Genomic DNA, 18,575 nt, shown 5'->3' with positions numbered 1-18,575 from the left:
ACCCCCCAAACGGGCGCCCCACAAACCGGCGCCCCCCAGACCGGCGCCCCCCAGACCGGCGCCCCCCAGACCGGCGCGCCCGAGAACGACGCACCCGCAATGCTGCCGCAGGGCAGCACAGGCGAGGTGTTCCGCGCCTTCCTGAAGCTCGGCCTCACCTCCTTCGGCGGCCCGATCGCCCATCTCGGCTATTTCCGGCAGGAGCTGGTGCTGCGCCGCAAATGGCTGGACGAGGCCGCCTATGCCGATCTCGTCGCCCTGTGCCAGTTCCTGCCCGGCCCGGCCTCCAGCCAGGTCGGTTTCGCGCTCGGGCTGATGCGCGCCGGCCCGCTCGGCGCCCTTGCCGCCTGGGCCGCCTTCACCCTGCCGTCGGCGCTGCTGCTCGTCGCCTTCGCGCTCGGGGCCTCGCTGTTTTCCGGCCCGCTCGGCCAGGGCCTCGTCGCGGGGCTGAAGCTGGTCGCCGTCGCCATTGTCGCCCATGCGGTGCTCGGCATGGCGAGGGCCCTGTGCCCCGACCGGGAGCGGGCGACGCTGGCGCTCGCCGCCGCCGCCCTCGTGCTGCTGGTCGCCGGCCCGCTCGCCCAGGTCGGCGCCATCGCCCTTGCCGCCCTCGCCGGGCTGATGCTGAGGCTTCCCGGCGCGGCTTCCGGCCAAGGGCCCGCCGCCGCCGCCCGCGCACCCGTCTCGCGCAGGACCGGCCTTGTCTGCCTCGCGCTCTTCGCCCTGCTGCTGGTCGGCCTGCCGCTCGCCGTTCACCTGGTGCCGTCGCAGGCGCTTGCCGTGGTCGATGCCTTCTACCGCGCCGGCGCGCTGGTCTTCGGCGGCGGCCATGTGGTGCTGCCGCTGCTGGAGGCCGAGGTCGTGCGCGGCGGCTGGGTCGACGCGCAGAGCTTTCTCGCCGGCTATGGCGCGGCACAGGCCGTGCCCGGCCCGCTCTTCACCTTCGCCGCCTATCTCGGCGCGGTGCTCGCCGTGCCGCCGAACGGCATTGCCGGCGCGGCGCTGGCGCTCGTCGCCGTGTTCCTGCCCGGCCTGCTGCTGCTGGTCGGCGTGCTGCCGTTCTGGCAGGCGTTCCGCGCCCGCACGGGCGCGCGCGCGGCGATGGCCGGGGCCAATGCCGCCGTCGTCGGCATTCTCGGCGCTGCGCTCTACGACCCGGTCTTCACCAGCGCGGTGACGACGCCGGCGCAGTTCACCCTGGCGCTTGCCTGTTTCGTGCTGCTGACCGCCTGGAAGGCGCCGCCCTGGGTGGCGGTCCTCGTCGCCGGGCTCGGCGGCATGGCAATCGCAGCCGCATGATGGTCGAGATCGGGGTCTATGGCGGTCTGTTCCTTGCCGCCTTCGGGGCGGCGACGCTGCTGCCGATGCAGTCGGAGGCGGTGCTGGTCGGCCTGTTGCTCAGCGGCCGTCCCGTGCTGCTGCTGCTTGTCGTCGCCAGCCTCGGCAACACGCTCGGCGGGATCGTCAACTGGGCGCTGGGGCGCGGCATCGAGCGCTTCCGCCACCGCCGCTGGTTCCCGGTCAGCGAGGCGGCGCTTACCCGCGCGCAAGGCTGGTATAGCCGCTGGGGAAAGTGGTCGCTGCTGCTGTCCTGGATGCCGGTGATCGGCGATCCGCTGACGCTTGCCGCCGGGGTGATGCGCGAGCGCTTCCTCACCGTGCTGGTGCTGGTCGCCATCGCCAAGACCGGCCGCTATGCGGTGCTCGCCGCCGTCACGCTCGGCCTGTTCGGCTAAACGGCGACCCTTGATCCAAACTCGCTCCTGCGAGCCGAATGGCGTGGTTTGCGAGAACCGGAGCGCAGCGTACATTCGGGTACGTGAGCACCGGAAGCGCAGAAAACCGCGGCAGATCAGCGGACGTCCGCGTTTCGGACGTCCAGAAGCTGATCGCTCTCAGCTCGCAGAGCAACTTTCCGCGTCCAAGAGGACGCGGGTTGCTCTGTCGGCCGCGGGAGTAGAGTTTCCTGCCTTTACGCGAGAGCCACAACCGAGGAAATCGTCCGCGACGCATCGGTGATCGCCGGGACGAGTTCGCGCCTGACCCGCTCCTCGCTCCATTCGGGGATATAGACCGGCATGCTGATCGCCGCGACCGCCTGGCGGTTGGCGCCGATCACCGGCGCGGCGATGACAATTTCCTGCAGCATGATCTGCTGGTTGGTGATGACATAGCCGTCGCGCTGCGCCTGCGCGACGCGCGCCCGCACGATTGTCGGGTCCTGGCAGGTGAAGGGCGTCACCGGCTCCGGCAGGCCCGGCTCCATCATCCGCTCCAGCACTTCGGGCGGCGAGAAGGCGGCGATCACCTGGCCGATCGCCGTCACCGCCGCCGGCTGGCGCACGCCGATCAGCGTCGCGTCATAGGCAAGGCTGGTGTGGGGGATTCGCGCCTTGTAGACCACCTCGTGCCCGTCCAGCACGCCGAGATTGATGGTGGTGCGCAGCATCCGGCTGACCTCGATCATTCGCGGCAGGGCGCGCTCCAGCAGCCGGTCGTGGATCAGGAAGGCATAGGCGAGATCCAGCATCCTCAGGCCCGGCCGGTAGCGGCGGGTCTTGTCGTCGCGGTCGAGATAGCCGAGCGCGTGCAGCGTATAGGTCAGCCGCTGCGCCGCGCTCTTTTCCAGCCCGGCTGCCTCGGCGATCTCGGTCAGGCTCAGCGCCGCGTGGTGGTCGCGAAACAGCGCCAGCACGCGCATGCCCCGTTCCAGCGTGCTCGCCAGCACCGGCGGCCTGGTCTGTCCGCTCATCCTGCCATCGTCTCCCCCGAACGTCCGCCCCACGCTCTAGGGCGAAAACCGCTGCACCGTGAATGCCTTGATCTGTCCCGCGCCGCCGGACCGGCAAGGCGGGACATCTTTTCCCTAAGCCGCACGATAGAGCGCCGCTTGACAAGCCTCATGTTGTCACATTTAAATATCAATGTCGATAATCACTATTCGATAAAAAACACAAAATATCGATCACAGCCGGCGCCTATCGCGCCTGACATCGATCAAGGGCGATCCAGCGCCCAGGAGGTCTCGAATGTCCCGAAGCATGTCCCGCAGCACGTCCCTTTCCGCATCGCTGAAGTCCCTCAAGCTCGGCACCGCGCTCGCCGCCGCGCTTGCGCTCGGCGCCCCCCTCGCCCCGGCGCTCGCCGGCCCGGCCGACAACAGCCTGGTCTGGTCCGCCCAGAAGGAGCTGACCGCCGCCGACACCTATTTCGACACCTCGCGCGAGGCCGTCGTCGTCGCCCAGCATGTCTATGACGGCCTGGTCTTCTGGGATCAGGAGGCGCAGGAGTTCAAGCCGCTGCTGGCCGACGAATGGCGCCAGATCGACCCGCTGACGCTGGAATTCGACCTGCGCGAGGGCGTCACCTTCCATGACGGCAGCAGCTTCGGCCCGAAGGACGTGGTCTACACGCTGAACTTCGTCACCGACGAGAAGAACGGCGTTCTCAACTATGGCGACATCAAGTGGATCAAGTCGACCGAGCAGGTCGGCGAGCGCACCGTCCGCATCCACCTGAACGAGCCGTTCCCGGCCGCGCTCTCCTATCTGGCGCTGGTCCTGCCGATCCTGCCGGACGGGCATTTCGACAAGGCCGAGACCGGCAGCGACGGCAACAAGCGCTTCGCCGCCGTGCCGCCGGTCGGCACCGGCCCCTACAAGGTCACCAGCTTCGGCAATGGCGACACCGTCGTGATGCAGGCGAACGAGGCCTATTTCGACGGTCCCAAGGGCAAGCCGCAGATCGGCACGCTGACCTACCGCACCATCGCCGACGGCGCGACGCAGATCGCCGAGCTGATGACCGGCGGCATCGACTGGGTCTGGGGCATCAGCAACGACCAGGCCGAGAACCTCGCCCAGGCGCCGCACCTCACCTCGGTCAACGCGCCGACCATGCGCATCAGCTACCTGACCTTCGACCTGAAGGGCACCAGCGGCACCGACGTCTTCACCGATGCGCGCGTGCGCAAGGCCGTCGGCCATGCCATCGACCGCGCCAACATCGCCCGCCACCTGATGGGCGAGAACAGCCAGGTGGTCAACGCCGCCTGCCATCCGGTGCAGTTCGGCTGCACCAGCGACGTCACCGCCTATGACCACGATCCGGAAAAGGCCAAGGCCCTGCTCGCCGAGGCCGGCAAGGCCGGCGGCTTCACCGTCGACCTCTACGGCTATCGCGACCGCGAGGTCACCGAGGCGATCATGGGCGATCTCGCCAAGGTCGGCATCAAGGCCAACCTGCGCTGGCTGCAATATTCCGCCGCCCGCGACCTGATCCGCGAGGGCAAGGTGCCGGTCGCCAACATGAGCTGGGGCTCGTCCTCGATCCCGGACGTGTCGGCCATCACCAGCTACTTCTTCGGCGGCGGCCCGGACGATCCGGCCAAGGACCCGGCGCTGCAGGAGGCCATCCGCCGCGCCGATCTCGCCAGCGATCCGGACGTGCGCCTCGCCAGCTATGCCGAGGCCCTGCAACTGATCGCCGACGAGGCCTACTGGCTGCCGCTGTTCAGCTACACCAAAAACTACAGCTACAACGCGCAGCTCGACTTCACCCCGTCGGCTGACGAACTGCCCCGCTTCTACGCCACGAGCTGGAAGTAACGGCAGGACCGGTGCCGCGCCCGGATGCGGCACTGGTCCATTTTCGCGCGCATGAGGAGGCTCGGCGGCGCTGCCGGCGGTGATCCCCCGTTGACTGCTATGGTGGGCCGCTCCCGTTCGGCTGCCCCATTTGGGCTGTCCCGTATGGCGTCTATCCGGTCCCTGTTCCGCAAAGGCCTGGCATGATCCGCTTCACCCTGAAACGCCTGGCGATCGCCGCGCTGGTCGCCCTCGTCGTCTCGGGCATCAGCTTCGGCCTGATGTTCGTCTCCGGCGACCCCGCCATCGCCATTGCCGGCGAGGGCGCGACGGAGGACGATCTCGTCGTCATCCGCGCCCGCTACGGCCTCGACCGCCCGATCCCGGTGCAATATGCCGAATGGGTCGGCCGCGCCGTCCGGGGCGACTTCGGCGACAGCATCTATTTCAGCAAGCCGGTGGTCACCCTGCTGGCCGAGCGCTTTCCGGCCACCGCGACGCTCGGCGTGCTGGCCATCGGCGTCGCCATCGTGCTGGCGATCCCGCTCGGCATCATCGCCGCCATCCGCCAGAACCGCCTGCCCGACCGCGCCGCCCTCACCTTCGGCACCATCGGCCAGGCGACGCCCAGCTTCTGGCTCGGCCTGATGCTGATCTGGCTGTTCGCGGTCAAGCTGCGGGTGCTGCCGGTCTCCGGCTCGCAGACGCTCGCCCATTTCGTGCTGCCGGCCCTGGTGCTCGGCTACTACGCGGCGCCCTCCATGCTGCGCCTGTGCCGCGCCGGCATGATCGACGCGCTGTCGTCCGACTATGTGCGCACCGCCCGCGCCAAGGGTCTGCTGCCGCGCCAGGTCCTGTTCGGCCATGCCATCCGCAACGCCATCCTGCCGGTGATCAGCGTCGCCGCCGTCGAGTTCGGCTTCATCCTCGGCGGCTCGGTCGTGGTGGAAAGCGTCTTCGGCATCCGCGGCATCGGCCTGCTGGCGTGGGAGAGCATCGCCCGCAACGACTTCCCGACCATTCAGGCGATCATTCTCGTCTACGCCATGATCTATGTCTGGCTGACCTTCCTCGCGGATGTGATCAACGCCTGGCTCGACCCCCGCATCCGCGTGAGCTGACCCCATGACCGCCCAATCCCTGCCGGCAACGGCCAAGCTCCCCCACCCCTCGCCGCGCCGCATCATGCTGAAGCGGGCGCGGGCCCATCGCGGCCTGCTGATCGGCGGCGCCATCGTCCTGGCGGTCGTGCTGATCGCCCTTTTCGCGCCGCTGCTGGCTCCGCACGACCCGTATGCCCAGGATCTGTCGCGGCGGCTGCTGCCGCCGGTCTGGTCGGACAAGGGAAGCTGGGAGCATATCTTCGGCACCGACGCCCTGGGGCGCGACTATCTTTCGCGCATTCTCTTCGGCGCCCGCATCTCGCTGCTGATCGGCATCACCGCCGCCATCGGCTCCGGGCTGATCGGCACCACGCTCGGCCTGCTCGCCGGCTATTTCGGCGGCCGCGTCGACAGCATCGTCACCTTCATCATCTCCGTGCGCCTGGCGCTGCCGGTGGTGCTGGTGTCGCTCGCCGTCGTCTCGCTGTTCGGCGGCGACCTGTGGATCGTCGTCACCGTGCTCAGCCTCTTGCTGTGGGACCGCTTCGCCGTCGTCGTGCGCTCGGCGACCCAGCAGTTGCGCAACCAGGAATTCGTCACCGCCGCCCGCGCCATGGGCGCCTCCACCCCGCGCATTCTGATCGTCGAGCTGCTGCCCAACCTCATCGGCCCGCTCGTCGTCATCGGCTCGCTGGAGGTCGCCCACGCCATCCTCTTGGAATCGGCGCTCTCCTTCCTCGGCCTCGGCGTCCAGCCGCCCACCCCCTCCTGGGGCCTGATGGTCTCGGAGGGCAAGGGCCTCGTCTTCTTCGACGCCCGCCTGATCGCCATTCCCGGCGCCGCCATCGCCATCCTGGTGCTCGGCATCAACCTGATCGGCGACGGCCTGCGCGACGTGCTGACCCCGGAGAGCCGGGCATGAGCGTCCTTTCCGTCCGCAACCTCAAGGTCACCATTCCCACGCATGGCGAGCCGCTGCAGGCGGTGCGCGGCGTCGATATCAAGGTCGGCGCCGGCGAGACGCTCGGCATCGTCGGCGAGAGCGGCTGCGGCAAGTCGGTCACCTCGATGGCGATCATGCGGCTGCTGCCCGAGCGCATCTCCGTCAAGGCCGACGAGATGCGCCTTGGCGACACCGATCTTCTCGCCCTGAGCGAGCGGCGGATGGCCGACATCCGCGGCGACCGCATGGCGATGATCTTCCAGGAGCCGATGACCGCGCTCAATCCGGTGCTGACCATCGGCCGGCAGATGACCGAGACCTGGACCCGCCATCGTGGCGGCGGCAAGCGCGAGGCGCGCGAGCGCGCCCTCGACCTGCTCGACCGGGTCGGCATCCCGCATCCGCGCGAGCGGCTCGGCGTCTACCCGCACCAGCTTTCCGGAGGTCTTCGCCAGCGCGTGATGATCGCCATGGCGCTGCTCTGCGACCCGGACCTGATCATCGCCGACGAGCCGACCACCGCGCTCGACGTCACCGTCCAGGCGCAGATCCTCGACCTGCTCGCCTCCCTGCAGCAGGAGCGCGGCCTCGCCATGATCTTCATCAGCCACGACATCGGCGTCGTCGCCCGCATCGCCGGCCGCGTACAGGTCATGTATGGCGGGCGCACCGTCGACAGCGGCCCGGTCGGCGAATTGCTTGGCGCGCCCAAACACCCCTACACGCGGGCACTGCTCTCCTCCGTGCCCCGCCGGGGCATGCGCTGGGGCCGCGACACGCTCGGCGCCATCCGCTGGAGCGACGACACGCCGGAGGCCTCCTCATGAGCGACCAAGTCATGAGCGGGAAAGCCATGAGCGACATCGTCATGGAGCTGCGCGACGTGCGCCGCACCTACCGCCTCGGTGGCGGCGTCTTCGGCACCCCGCGCGACCTGCATGCACTCGACGGCGTCAGCCTGCAATTGCATCGCGGCGAGGTGCTGGCGCTGGTCGGCGAATCCGGTTCCGGCAAGAGCACCCTGTCGCGCATCCTGCTCGGGCTCGAGGCGCCGACCTCCGGCGAGGTGTTTCTCGACGGCGCGCCGGTCGCCTCGATTCGCCGCCGCGCCTTCGCCGCCCGCGTCCAGCCGGTGTTCCAGGATCCCTATTCTTCGCTCAACCCGCGCAAGACCGTGCGCCAGATCATCGAGGCGCCGCTGGTCATCGCCGGCGGGGTCGCGGCGGCCGAGCGGCTGCGCCGGGTGCGCGAGCTGCTCGACATCCTGCGGATGCCCGAGCGCATGCTGGAGGCCTATCCGAGCCAGATGTCCGGCGGCCAGCGCCAACGCGTCGCCATCGCCAGGGCACTGATTTCGCGGCCCGAGATCGTCGTCTGCGACGAGCCGACCTCGGCGCTCGACGTCTCCGTCCAGGCGGAGGTGCTGAACCTTTTGATGGAGCTGCGGGCCGAGTTCGGCCTCACCTATCTCTTCATCAGCCACGATCTCGCGGTGGTCGAATATATCGCCGACCGGGTCGCGGTCATGCAGTCCGGCCGCCTCGTCGAGGTCGCCGAGGCCGAAACCCTCTTCGCCTCGCCTCAGCACGACTACACCCGCCGCCTGCTCGCCTCCGCGCTCACCGTCCCGGCCGCCAGCCCGAACCCCTGAACTCGTCTGCCTTTCCCGAAGCCGGCCCCACCCTTGTCTGGCCGGCTTCCCACTCCCCAAAAGGTCAATAAAATGACACGCCCCATCGCCACCCGGCACCTGCCCCTTTGCATCGACAGCGCCGAGCTGCACATCGTCCGCCTGCCGCTGATCTCGCCCTTCACCACCTCCACCGGCACTATGCACGAGAAGGTGTTTCCGCTGCTGATCCTCAAGTCCGGCGAACTCGAAGGCTATGCCGAAGGCGTGATGGACCCGCTGCCCGACTATCTCGACGACACCATCTCCGCCACCACCTACTTCCTGCGCGAGGCGATCCTGCCCAACGTCGTCGGCAAAAGCTTCGAGAACCCGCAGCAGTTGGAAAAGGTGCTGGCCCCCTGGCGCGGCCACTGGATGGCCAAGGCCACCGTCGAGATGGCGTTCTGGGACCTGTGGGCCAAGGCGCTCGGCCTGCCGCTCAAGACCCTGCTCGGCGGCAGCGGCGACAGGGTCGCCGTCGGCGTTTCGCTCGGCATCGAGGACGTTGAGGCGACCGTCGCGGCGGCCAAGCGCCATCACGCGGCCGGCTACAAGCGCATCAAGCTGAAGATCGAGCCGGGCCATGACCTCGATCTCGTCGCCCGCGTGCGCGCCGCCCTGCCGGACGCGAGGATCAGCGTCGATGCCAACACCGCCTACTCGCTCGCCGACCTGCGCACCCTCAAGGCGCTCGACGCCTTCGACCTGGAATATATCGAGCAGCCGCTCGCCTATGACGACATCCACGACCACGCCGTGCTGCAGTCGCGCATCGCGACGCCCGTCTGCCTCGACGAGAGCATCCGCTCGGCCGCCGATGCCCGCAAGGCGCTGGCAAGCGATGCCGCCCGCGTCGTCAATATCAAGGTCGGCCGCGTCGGCGGCCATCTGGAAGCCCGCCGCATCCATGACATCGCCGAGGCCTGGAGCGTTCCGGTATGGTGCGGCGGCATGCTGGAGTCCGGCATCGGCCGTGCCCACAACATTCACATGTCGACCCTGCCGAACTTCCGCAAGCCCGGCGACACGTCGAGCGCGCGGCGCTACTTCCGCAAGGATCTGACGGTGGAATGGCTGGAGACCGAGGACGGCATGATGCCGGTGCCGGAAGGGCCCGGCATCGGCGTTCGCCTCGACCGGGCGTTCCTCGACACCGTCTCCAGCGACCGCGAGACCTTCGGCGCGGCCGCGTAAGGCGGCAGGCGCGACGGGCGGCCCGCGCGGCGGGAGGAACGGCGGCCCCACCTTCGGCCGTCACACCGGGCAAGCGCAGCGCGACCCGGTGCCCATTGGCTGCCAGAGCGGCGGCGAGGGCACGCCGCCCCTCCCGCGTCCTCCCGGACGGCGCCCGCTCTCGCGCACCCGTCGCCCGGCACGCACCACGCTCTCAGTTCGTCCTCCCGGACGGCGCGCAGCGCCGAGCCGGGACCGGCGAGCCGAGGGCCTCGCGGCCGCGCTCCCCGAACGACGCCACACGCACCGTGCCTCTCCGGTTCCGGCTCGCGGCTGCGCCTTGGCCGGAATGACGCCAAGAGAGGTTGGGGCAAAGGAGGGAACGGCGGAGATGCCGACCGCCCCCCCGGCCGTCACACCGGGCAAGCGCAGCGCGACCCGGTGCCCATTGGCTGCCAGAGCGGCGGCGAGGGCACGCCGCCCCTCCCGGCGTCTTCCCGGACGGCGCCCGCTCTCGCGCACCCGTCGCCCGGCACGCACCACGCTCTCAGTTCGTCCTCCCGGACGGCGCGCAGCGCCGAGCCGGGACCGGCGAGCCGAGGGCCTCTCGGCCGCGCTCCCCGAACGACGCCACACGCACCGTGCCTCCCCGGTTCCGGCTCGCGGCTGCACCTTGGCCGGAATGACGCAAAGAGAGGTTGGCGCGACGGGAGGGACAAAGAGCGAAGCAGCTACGCGGAAGAAATCCCCGGGGAGGCAGCGCGAGGCCGCCGCCTCACCCTCACCAAGGTTATCCCCGCGCCGGACACGCCGGAGCGCGGCGCGGGGACGGCCCGCCGGCCGTATCCGGGGTTGACGCGGCTTGAGACGCAAAAATCAAAAAAACGCGATTTTGAGACGGAATTTCGCAAAATCCGTCTCAATTTCAGATCAACACATAACTAATTGATTTAAAACACAAAACATCAATTCACCTCAAGTCTCGCGCCGCTGTCGCGCTCGAAATAATGCAGGTCCGCAAGATCGTAATCGAGGCTTATCCTCTCGTTGCGGCGCAGCGCCACGGTCGGCGCCAGCCGCGCCGTCAGCTCCTGATCGCCGAACCGGCAGATCGCCATCGTGTCGGAGCCGAGCGGTTCGAACACCTCGACCACCGGCGCGATGGCGCCGTCCCTGTCCCCGGCAAACGACAGGTGCTCGGGACGGATCCCCACGTCGATCCGCGCCCCGTCGGGGGCTGCCACCTCGCCCAGCCTGAGCGCCGCATCTCCCACCCTCAGCACCGGCGAAGCCCCTGATCTGTCGAGGTTTCCGCTGAAGATGTTCATCTGCGGCGAGCCGATGAACTCGCCGACGAAGCGACAGTTCGGCCGGCTGTAGAGCTCGATCGGGTGGCCCTGCTGCACGATGTTACCCCCGCGCAGCACCACCACCCGGTCGGCCAGCGTCATCGCCTCGGTCTGGTCATGGGTGACATAGACCGTCGTGGTCTTCAGCATCGCATGCAAGCGCTTGATCTGCGTGCGCATTTCGACGCGCAGCTTGGCGTCGAGGTTGGACAGCGGCTCGTCGAACAGGAACACCGCCGGCTTGCGGACGATGGCCCGGCCCATCGCGACGCGCTGGCGCTGGCCGCCGGAAAGCTGGCCCGGCTTGCGGTCGAGATAGGGCTCGATCTGCAGGATACGCGCCGCCTCGCGCACCTTCGGCGCGATCTCGGCAGCCTTCAAGCCTCTCATTTTCAAGCCGAATCCGATGTTTTCGGCAACGCTCATATGCGGGTAGAGCGCATAGTCCTGGAACACCATGGCGACGTCCCGGTCGCGCGGCTCGACATTGTTGACAACCCGCTCGCCGATCTTCAGCACGCCGCCGGAGATCTCTTCCAGCCCGGCGATCATCCGCAGCATGGTCGACTTGCCGCATCCCGACGGCCCGACAAAGGCGACAAACTCGCCATCGCGCACATCGAGGTCGACGCCATGGATCGCCCGCACCGAGCCGTAATTCTTGACGATCCCTTCCAGCCGGATTTCGGCCATGGCGCTCTCCCTGTTCGCCGCCCTCGTTCCGGGGCTTGCATTATCGATAATTTGGATGTTATCGATATCGATAATGAAGCGCAAGCCCGGTCGGGAGAGCGGATATCCCCGCCGGGTCCCGCCACCGACGTTCCGGCCACCCTGGCAATCTCGGGCCGGCGGACGGCGGCAGCGGGGCAAAAAAGCGCGGAAAAGCTGGGCCGGCGCGGGTCCGGCCGCAGGAAGGAGCCGATGTTCGATGGCCGTTGAGAGTTTCTCGACCGCGTCCGTGATGGATCTTGTCCCCCGCCAGTCGAGCCGGCGCAGCCATGCCGTCTTCGTGGCGCTGCAGCGGGAAATCGTGCTCGGCGACCTGCCGCCGGACTCCGCCCTGACCGAGATGGAACTGGCCCAGCGCTTCCACTGCAGCCAGAGCACCGTGCGCGAAGCCCTGATGCAGCTCTCCGAGGAGGGCCTGGTCAAGCGCCTGCCGCATCGCGGCACGCTGGTCGCCCCCTGCCGCACGGAGGACGCCCGCGCCCTCATCAACATCCGCCGCGAGGTCGAATGCGGCTATCTCGAACGGGTGCTCGCCAATGCCGGGCGCGGCCTTGTCGGCCAGCTTCGCGACGAACTCGACGCCATGCGCAACGCCGCCCGCGACGGCGACGAATACCGCCTTTCGGTTCATGACCGGGCGTTTCACACCGCCCTCTTCGCCGCAGCCGACCTGCCGCTGGTGGTGCCGATCCTGACCCGCTGCCTGATCCACAATCACCGCTACAAGATCATGAATTCGCAGCCGAACCGGGCGCTTGAAGAGACAGCCGAACGGCATGTCCCCATCGTCGAGGCCTTGCGCGCCGGCAATATCGACCATCTGCGCGCGGTGCTTGCGCACCACATCTCGACCATCGTCGACTTCGGCCCGGACCTCACCGGGAGACCCTGCGCATGACCGCCCGCCAGCCCAGCCCGGCGATGCGTGCCCTGCTCGACCGCCTCGCGCGGGAAGATCAGGGTCTTGCCGACCCGACCACGCTGGAGCCGCAGGCCGGGCGCTCGCTCGCCGCGCTCACCAACATCCGCTGGAACGACGACCTGCCGCCGGTCGCCGAAAGCCGCAACCTGATGCAGGCCGGCCTGCCCGCCCGCCTCGTCGTGCCGAAGGGCGACACGGGGCGCGACGCGATCCTGCATGTCCATGGCGGCGGCTGGGCCTTCTGTTCCGCCGCGACCCACGAGGCCGCCGCCCGGCGCCTTGCCGATGCGACCGGCGCCCGCGTGCTGACGATCGAGTATCGCCTGGCCCCAGAACACCCCTACCCTCAAGGACTTGAGGATGTGCTGGCGGCCTGGACCGCGCGCGATCCCGGTTTTCGCTGGTCGATCGCCGGCGACAGCGCCGGCGCCAATCTGGCGCTCGCCGCCATGCTGCGGCTGGTCGAGGACGGCAGCGCGCTGCCGGCCCAGGCGCTGCTGTTCTATGGCGTCTATGGCGCCGACTTCGCCACGCCCTCCTACGAGGCCTACGCGGACGGGCCGGGTCTCACCCGGGCGAAGATGCAGCGCTACTGGAACTGGTATGCGGCGCGCGATCTGCGCGGCCGGCCGACGGTGTCGCCGCTGGCGGCCAGCGATGCGGCGCTCGCCGCCCTGCCGCCGCTCTATCTCAACGCCGCCGGGATCGACCCCCTGTGCAGCGACACCGAACTGCTGGTCGCGCGCCTGCGGGCGCTCGGCCGCGACGACCCTTTCGATCTCATCGAGGGCGTCGTCCATGGTTTCATGCAGATGGGCTCGGCCCTGCCGGAGGCGCGCGGCGCCTTCGAACAGGCCGGCACCGTCTTCAGAAAACGGGCCGCCTGAGGAGCGGCCCATCATCCAGGGAGGAACCAACAAGATGAAAATACTGAGGAAACTCGCTGTCGCCGCCAGCGCGCTGACGCTGATGGCCAGCCTTGCCCATGCCGACAGCACTGTCCGCTTCTGGTATCATTTCGACAATGCCGACAACCCGATGGACGCCCTTGTCGCCGAGTTCGAGGCCCAGAATCCGGGCATCAAGGTCCAGGCCGAGAACATTCCCTGGAACAGCTATTACGACAATCTCTACACCGCGATCGTCGGCGGCAACGCGCCCGACGCGGCGATGGTCAAGATGTTCGCGCAGCCGCGCCTCGTCGAAATGGGCGCGCTGGAGCCGATCGGCGCGCAGATCGACGCCTGGGACGGCAAGGATCGCCTTGAGGACAATCTTCTCGACCTGACCCGTGCCGCCGACGGCAACACCTATTACCTGCCGGTCCAGTATGTCGTGCTCTATCTCTACTATCGCCAGGACATGCTGGACGAGCTCGGCCTCCAGGTGCCCGCCACCTGCGACGAATTCCGCAGCGTTGCCAAGGCCCTGACCCGCGACACCGACGGCGACGGCCGGCCCGATGTCTACGGCTTCGGATTTCGCGGCGGCAAGGGCGGCCATGACCACTGGGCGAGCTTCGTGCTCGGCCGCGAGGGGGTCGACCTCCAGCAGGGGCTGACCTCGGAGGCGGGGATTGCCGGCAGCCAATACGTGGTCGACCTGTTCCGCGAGGACGGCATCTTCCCGCCCTCCGCGCCCAATGACGGCTTCCAGGAAATCCTCGGCGCCTTCAAGGCCGGCAAGACGGCGATGACCATCCATCACATCGGCTCGGCCAACGGCCTTGTCGAGGTGCTTGGCGACAAGGTGTCGGCCGCGCCGGTGCCCGAATGCGGCGGCGGCCGCTGGACCGCCTTCGGCGACGAGAGCACCGCCATCCTGTCGTCGGCCTCCGACAAGGAGGCGGCCTGGAAGTGGATCTCGTTCCTGTCCTCGCCGGTCAACAATGCCCGGTTCAACGAGGCGACGGGCCAGCTTCCGGTGGTCCGCTCGGATGCGGAACGCTGGTCTTTGCACCCGCGCCGCTTCGTCAAGGCGACGGTGGACTCGCTTCCTCACGCTCACCTGCTGCCGAATGTCTCGCAGACCTCGGACTTCGTGAACACCGTCTGGCCGGTCAACATGCAGCGCGCCCTGACCGGCGAGATCTCGGCGAAAGAGATGAACGAAAAGATCGCCGAACTCTACGCAAACTAGCCGGAACCGGCCCCATCGCCGCCGGGGAGGCCTGCCGCGCGCAGCCTTCCCGGGTCTCCCGCACCCTGGAATCGATCAGCCACGGGACGGCCGGGCGTTTTCGCCCGACCGTCCGCTGATCCAGCCGACGGCCAGACAGACCATGACCGATACAACCGTTCCCGATGCCGGGCCGACCGGACGGCCGCTCGGCCGGCGCGTGCTTCCCTATGCCATGCTATCCCCGGCGGTGCTGGTGACGCTCGCCATCGTCTTCTTTCCCATGCTGCAGACGGCCTGGATGAGCCTGCACGACTATGTGCTGTTCCGGCCGCACCGCTTCGAGTTCCTCGGCCTCGACAACTACCGCAAGGCGCTGGCCGACGAGGTGTTCTGGATCTCGCTGCGCCACACCGCGATCTGGATCGGCATCACGGTTCCCGCCCAGTTGCTGCTCGGCCTTGCCACCGCCCTGCTGCTCAACCAGGACTTCCCCTGGCGCCCGCTCGCCCGCGCGCTGATCATCATTCCCTGGGCGCTTCCCTCCGTCGTCATCGCCCTGATGTGGGTGTGGATCTACGACAGCAATTACGGATTGATGAATGATTTCCTGCTGCGCCTCGGCCTGATCGAGCAGGCGATGCCCTGGCTCGCCCGGCCGGACACCGCGCTCGGTGCCATCATCCTGACGTTGACCTGGCAGGGCTTTCCGTTCTTCGCGGTGATGATCCTCGCCGGCCTGCAATCGATCCCGCGCAGCTATTACGAGGCGGCGGCCATCGACGGGGCCAGCGCCTGGCGCCAGTTCTGGCACATCACGCTGCCCGGCATTTCCAGCGTCCTGGTGACGGCGGTGCTGCTGCGGATGATCTGGGTCGCCAATTCCTTCGACGTCATCTTCGTGATGACCGGCGGCGGGCCGGGCTACAGCACCTACACGCTGCCGCTCTACGCCTTCATCAAGGCGCGCACCAATCTCGACTTCGGCTACGGGTCGGCGCTGGCCGTCCTGTTCACCCTGCTGCTGATGGGGGTCGTGCTGATCTACCTGCGCCGCACCGGAAAGGCGGTGAGCCGATGAGACTGCGCAAGACCCCGCTGTGGCGGCGGATCCTGACCGTCGACCTGCCGATGCTGGCGATCCTCGCCTTCACGCTCGGACCTTATGCCTGGATGTTCCTCACCTCGGTGACGCCGGAGGCCAGGCTTTTCGTGGAGGGTCCGTCGATCCTCGGCGCGACCTTCGAAAACTATGCCCGCCTGTTCCGCACCGTCGGCTTCGGCCGCAACCTGCTCGACAGCCTGATCGTGGCGGGCGGCACGGTGGTCGTCGGCCTGTCGCTGTCGATCACCGCCGCCTACGCGTTCTCGCGCTTCGAGTTCAAGGCCAAGCGCCTGTTGATGATGCAGTTCCTGCTGATCAACATGTTTCCGCTGGTGCTGCTGATCCTGCCGCTCTTCGTGCTGATGCGCGTGCTCGGCCTGCTCGACACCCATGCGGCGCTGATCATCGCCAACTCGACCATCGCCATCCCCTTCTCGGTCTGGATGATGGTGAGCTACATGAACGGCATTCCCCGCTCCCTCGACGAAGCGGCGATGACCGACGGCTGCACCCGCCTCGGCGCCCTGCGCCGGGTGATCCTGCCGCTCTGCGCGCCGGGCATCGTCGCCACCGGCATCTATATCTTCATCACCGCCTGGAACGAGTACCTCTACGCGCTGACGCTTGGCGGCCGCAACGTGCGCACCATCACCGTCGCCGTGCAGACGCTGATCGGCGAATACGAGGTCCAGTGGGGCCTGCTCACCGCCGGCGGCATCATCGGCGCCATGCCCGCGACCGTTCTCTTCCTGCTCGTCCAGAAACGCCTCATCTCCGGCCTCACCCAGGGCGCGGTGAAGGGCTGAGCCTCGAAAGGACCCTCCTCTTGAAGAACCCGATCGGCATCATCTCCATGCAGTTCGCCCGCCCCTTCACCGGCGCCGACCTGCATCACTTCGCAAGGGCGGCGAAGCTCGGCTTCGACTTCGTCGAACTGCTGGTGCCCGAGCCCGAGGACGGGCTCGACCTTGCCGAGACGCGCCGCGCCGCCGAGGACGCCGGCCTCTTCCTGGTGCTCGCTGCGCGCGTCTCGCCGACCCGCTCCATCGCCTCGAACGATCCCGCCAACCGCCAGGGCGGGCTCGACTACCTCAAGCGCTGCGTCGAGGTGGCGGACGGGCTCGGCGCCCGGATGATCGGCGGCCCGCTCTATGGCGAGCCGATGGTCTTTGCCGGACGCCCGCCGGTGCCGCGCAGCGATGCCGACATCGCGGCGCGCGCCGAACGCACCATCAAGGGGCTGAAGCAAGCCGCCGCCGTTGCCCGCTCCGCCGGCAAGGTACTGGCGCTGGAAGCGCTGAACCGCTTCGAGACCGACGTGATCTCCACCACCCGGCAGGCGATCGAAGTTGTCGACGCGGTCGGCGATGCCGGCCTCGGCCTGATGCTCGACACGTTCCACATGAACATGGAGGACCGCTCGATCCCCGACGCGATCCGCGCCGCCGGCAGCCGCATCGTCCATTTCCAGGCCAACGAGAACCATCGCGGCCATCCCGGCACCGGTCATATCGACTGGCCGGCGGTGATGCGGGCGCTGCATCAGGTCGGCTACAAGGGGCCGATCTCGCTGGAGCCCTTCCGCCGGGCCGACGACCGGGTGGCACTGCCCATCGCCCATTGGCGCGCGCCGCGCGAGGACGAGAGCGACAAGCTGATGGCGGGCCTCGGCGTCATCCGCAACGCGCTGGCGCTGGCGGAGGTCGACCAATGATCAACATCGGCTGGATCGGCTGCGGCCGCCACGCACGGCAGATGCTGCTGCCGCAGCTCGGCCGCAACGGCTTTCGCATCGCCGCCCTGTGCGACCGCGACACGGCCGCTCTTGGCGAGGCGGCGGCGAATTACGGCGTCACCTCCCTGCATCAGGACTACCGCGATCTGATCGCCCAGCCGGGATTGGACGCCATCGGCATGGCGGTCGGGCCGGAGCTGCACCGCCTCGCCGCCCTCGCGGCGCTCGATAAGGGCCTGCCGGTCTTCATGGAAAAGCCGCCGGCCGCCGATGCGGCCGGCGCCCGCGAAGTGGCGGCGGCCTCGCAGAAGGCCGGCAAGCCCGTCATCGTCGGCTTCATGAAGCGCTATTCGACCGGCAACAGGATCGCTCGCAACGTTCTGGACGGGGGCAGCTTCGGCACGGTGCTCGGCATCACCGGCAGCTACATGACCGCACCGACCTATTTCGTCGGCGAGCCGGACTATACCGGCTTCTTCCTGCATCACTGCGTCCACTACATGGACCTCATCCCCTGGTTCGTCGGCGAGGACTTCGGCGACATGCTGGTGCGCTCGGTCTGCCCCGCGCCGGGCAAGCTGCTGCTGCATGTCAACTTCACCACAAGGGGCGGGGTGATCGGCAATGTGGTGATGGGCACGGTGCAGTCGCGCGGCACGCCGATGGAGGAACTCCGCATCATGGGGGACCATGCGCGGCTCGAAATCGACAACATCATCCATGTGCGGCTCTACCGCGACCCGCCGTTCAAGGCGGACGATCCGGCCGCGACCTTAGACCCGGCCTGCGACACGCTGTCGTGGACGCCCAACTTCACCGCCGCCGCCAACGAGGACCACAAGGGCTATGCCGCCCTGCTGGCCGACACGGCGCGGGCGCTGCGCGGCGAAGCGACCCATGCCCCCGGCATCGAGGCCGGCGTGCGTGCGATGGAGCGGCTGGAGCGGATGATCGCGCAGATCAAGGCGTGAGGCCCCGGCCTCTTGGCCGGGCCCACGGCGCCACGACAGATGCCGGCGGCGAAAATGGTGGGCGGTGAGAGACTCGAACTCCCGACATCCTCGGTGTAAACGAGGCGCTCTACCAACTGAGCTAACCGCCCCTTCCCGCGACCGCCCGGAATATCCGGGGCCATGC

General features: G+C 68.4%; 17 protein-coding genes and 1 tRNA gene. 15 read left to right on the top strand and 3 right to left on the bottom strand.

Annotated elements, in window-relative coordinates; all coding sequences use genetic code 11:
• Positions 1 to 99: 99 nt before the first annotated feature.
• On the top strand, positions 100 to 1,299 hold the full coding sequence (chrA, locus tag TSB10P1A_RS17970) for a chromate efflux transporter (RefSeq protein ID WP_186389453.1): 1,200 nt from the start codon (positions 100 to 102) through the stop codon (positions 1,297 to 1,299).
• Positions 1,299 to 1,736: a YqaA family protein gene (locus tag TSB10P1A_RS17965; RefSeq protein WP_186389454.1), complete on the top strand. Its 438-nt coding sequence runs from the start codon at positions 1,299 to 1,301 to the stop codon at positions 1,734 to 1,736. The genes chrA and TSB10P1A_RS17965 overlap by 1 nt, the downstream gene beginning before the upstream one ends.
• 236 nt (positions 1,737 to 1,972) lie before the next feature.
• Here the strand turns inward: TSB10P1A_RS17965 and TSB10P1A_RS17960 are convergent, their stop codons facing one another.
• Entirely contained in the window at positions 1,973 to 2,752 is a 780-nt protein-coding gene (locus tag TSB10P1A_RS17960; RefSeq protein ID WP_186389317.1) for an IclR family transcriptional regulator, read from the bottom strand.
• A gap of 277 nt (positions 2,753 to 3,029) precedes the next feature.
• Between TSB10P1A_RS17960 and TSB10P1A_RS17955 the strand changes: the two genes are divergently transcribed.
• The 6 genes from TSB10P1A_RS17955 to menC all read left to right on the top strand — a co-directional run bounded on the left by TSB10P1A_RS17955 (position 3,030) and on the right by menC (position 9,498).
• Positions 3,030 to 4,607 (top strand): ABC transporter substrate-binding protein, encoded by a 1,578-nt coding sequence (locus tag TSB10P1A_RS17955; protein ID WP_186389316.1) that lies wholly within the window; start codon positions 3,030 to 3,032, stop codon positions 4,605 to 4,607.
• A 182-nt stretch (positions 4,608 to 4,789) separates the two neighbouring features.
• Complete coding sequence (locus TSB10P1A_RS17950; RefSeq protein WP_186389315.1) at positions 4,790 to 5,707, top strand: ABC transporter permease; 918 nt, start codon at positions 4,790 to 4,792, stop codon at positions 5,705 to 5,707.
• 4 nt (positions 5,708 to 5,711) lie between these two features.
• Positions 5,712 to 6,611 (top strand): ABC transporter permease, encoded by a 900-nt coding sequence (locus TSB10P1A_RS17945; protein WP_186389314.1) that lies wholly within the window; start codon positions 5,712 to 5,714, stop codon positions 6,609 to 6,611.
• Positions 6,608 to 7,459 (top strand): ABC transporter ATP-binding protein, encoded by an 852-nt coding sequence (locus TSB10P1A_RS17940; RefSeq protein WP_186389313.1) that lies wholly within the window; start codon positions 6,608 to 6,610, stop codon positions 7,457 to 7,459. Before TSB10P1A_RS17945 ends, TSB10P1A_RS17940 begins: the two co-directional genes overlap by 4 nt.
• Positions 7,456 to 8,283 (top strand): ATP-binding cassette domain-containing protein, encoded by an 828-nt coding sequence (locus TSB10P1A_RS17935; protein WP_244293175.1) that lies wholly within the window; start codon positions 7,456 to 7,458, stop codon positions 8,281 to 8,283. The genes TSB10P1A_RS17940 and TSB10P1A_RS17935 overlap by 4 nt, the downstream gene beginning before the upstream one ends.
• 72 nt (positions 8,284 to 8,355) lie before the next feature.
• Positions 8,356 to 9,498: an o-succinylbenzoate synthase gene (gene menC, locus TSB10P1A_RS17930; RefSeq protein WP_186389312.1), complete on the top strand. Its 1,143-nt coding sequence runs from the start codon at positions 8,356 to 8,358 to the stop codon at positions 9,496 to 9,498.
• A gap of 944 nt (positions 9,499 to 10,442) precedes the next feature.
• Here menC and TSB10P1A_RS17925 read toward each other — a convergent pair.
• Complete coding sequence (locus tag TSB10P1A_RS17925; protein ID WP_186389311.1) at positions 10,443 to 11,519, bottom strand: ABC transporter ATP-binding protein; 1,077 nt, start codon at positions 11,517 to 11,519, stop codon at positions 10,443 to 10,445.
• 238 nt (positions 11,520 to 11,757) lie between these two features.
• On the opposite strand from TSB10P1A_RS17925, the gene TSB10P1A_RS17920 reads away from it, so the two are divergent.
• From TSB10P1A_RS17920 to TSB10P1A_RS17890, 7 genes are all read left to right on the top strand, one after another.
• Entirely contained in the window at positions 11,758 to 12,456 is a 699-nt protein-coding gene (locus tag TSB10P1A_RS17920; protein ID WP_186389310.1) for a GntR family transcriptional regulator, read from the top strand.
• On the top strand, positions 12,453 to 13,367 hold the full coding sequence (locus TSB10P1A_RS17915) for an alpha/beta hydrolase (RefSeq protein WP_186389309.1): 915 nt from the start codon (positions 12,453 to 12,455) through the stop codon (positions 13,365 to 13,367). The genes TSB10P1A_RS17920 and TSB10P1A_RS17915 overlap by 4 nt, the downstream gene beginning before the upstream one ends.
• A 34-nt stretch (positions 13,368 to 13,401) precedes the next feature.
• Positions 13,402 to 14,619, top strand: coding sequence for a sugar ABC transporter substrate-binding protein (locus TSB10P1A_RS17910; RefSeq protein ID WP_186389308.1), 1,218 nt, complete (start codon positions 13,402 to 13,404; stop codon positions 14,617 to 14,619).
• A gap of 142 nt (positions 14,620 to 14,761) precedes the next feature.
• On the top strand, positions 14,762 to 15,679 hold the full coding sequence (locus TSB10P1A_RS17905; RefSeq protein ID WP_186389307.1) for a carbohydrate ABC transporter permease: 918 nt from the start codon (positions 14,762 to 14,764) through the stop codon (positions 15,677 to 15,679).
• The gene (locus tag TSB10P1A_RS17900) at positions 15,676 to 16,509 is read left to right on the top strand and encodes a carbohydrate ABC transporter permease (RefSeq protein ID WP_186389306.1); all 834 of its coding nucleotides are present in this window, start codon (positions 15,676 to 15,678) and stop codon (positions 16,507 to 16,509) included. Before TSB10P1A_RS17905 ends, TSB10P1A_RS17900 begins: the two co-directional genes overlap by 4 nt.
• A 20-nt stretch (positions 16,510 to 16,529) precedes the next feature.
• Positions 16,530 to 17,417, top strand: a complete 888-nt coding sequence (locus tag TSB10P1A_RS17895) for a sugar phosphate isomerase/epimerase (protein WP_186389305.1) — start codon at positions 16,530 to 16,532, stop codon at positions 17,415 to 17,417.
• Positions 17,414 to 18,409 carry a Gfo/Idh/MocA family protein gene (locus TSB10P1A_RS17890; RefSeq protein WP_186389304.1) on the top strand — a complete coding sequence of 332 codons (996 nt, stop codon included), beginning with the start codon at positions 17,414 to 17,416 and terminating at the stop codon, positions 18,407 to 18,409. The genes TSB10P1A_RS17895 and TSB10P1A_RS17890 overlap by 4 nt, the downstream gene beginning before the upstream one ends.
• Positions 18,410 to 18,464: 55 nt before the next feature.
• On the opposite strand, the gene TSB10P1A_RS17885 is transcribed toward TSB10P1A_RS17890, so the two are convergent.
• Positions 18,465 to 18,540, bottom strand: a tRNA-Val gene (locus TSB10P1A_RS17885).
• Between the last annotated feature and the right edge of the window lie 35 nt (positions 18,541 to 18,575).

It is taken from the genome of Stappia sp. TSB10P1A (assembly GCF_900185725.1).
Taxonomy (GTDB): domain Bacteria; phylum Pseudomonadota; class Alphaproteobacteria; order Rhizobiales; family Stappiaceae; genus Stappia.
Note: the sequence above shows the minus strand (reverse complement) of the source record. Positions and strands in the feature narration are given on the sequence as shown.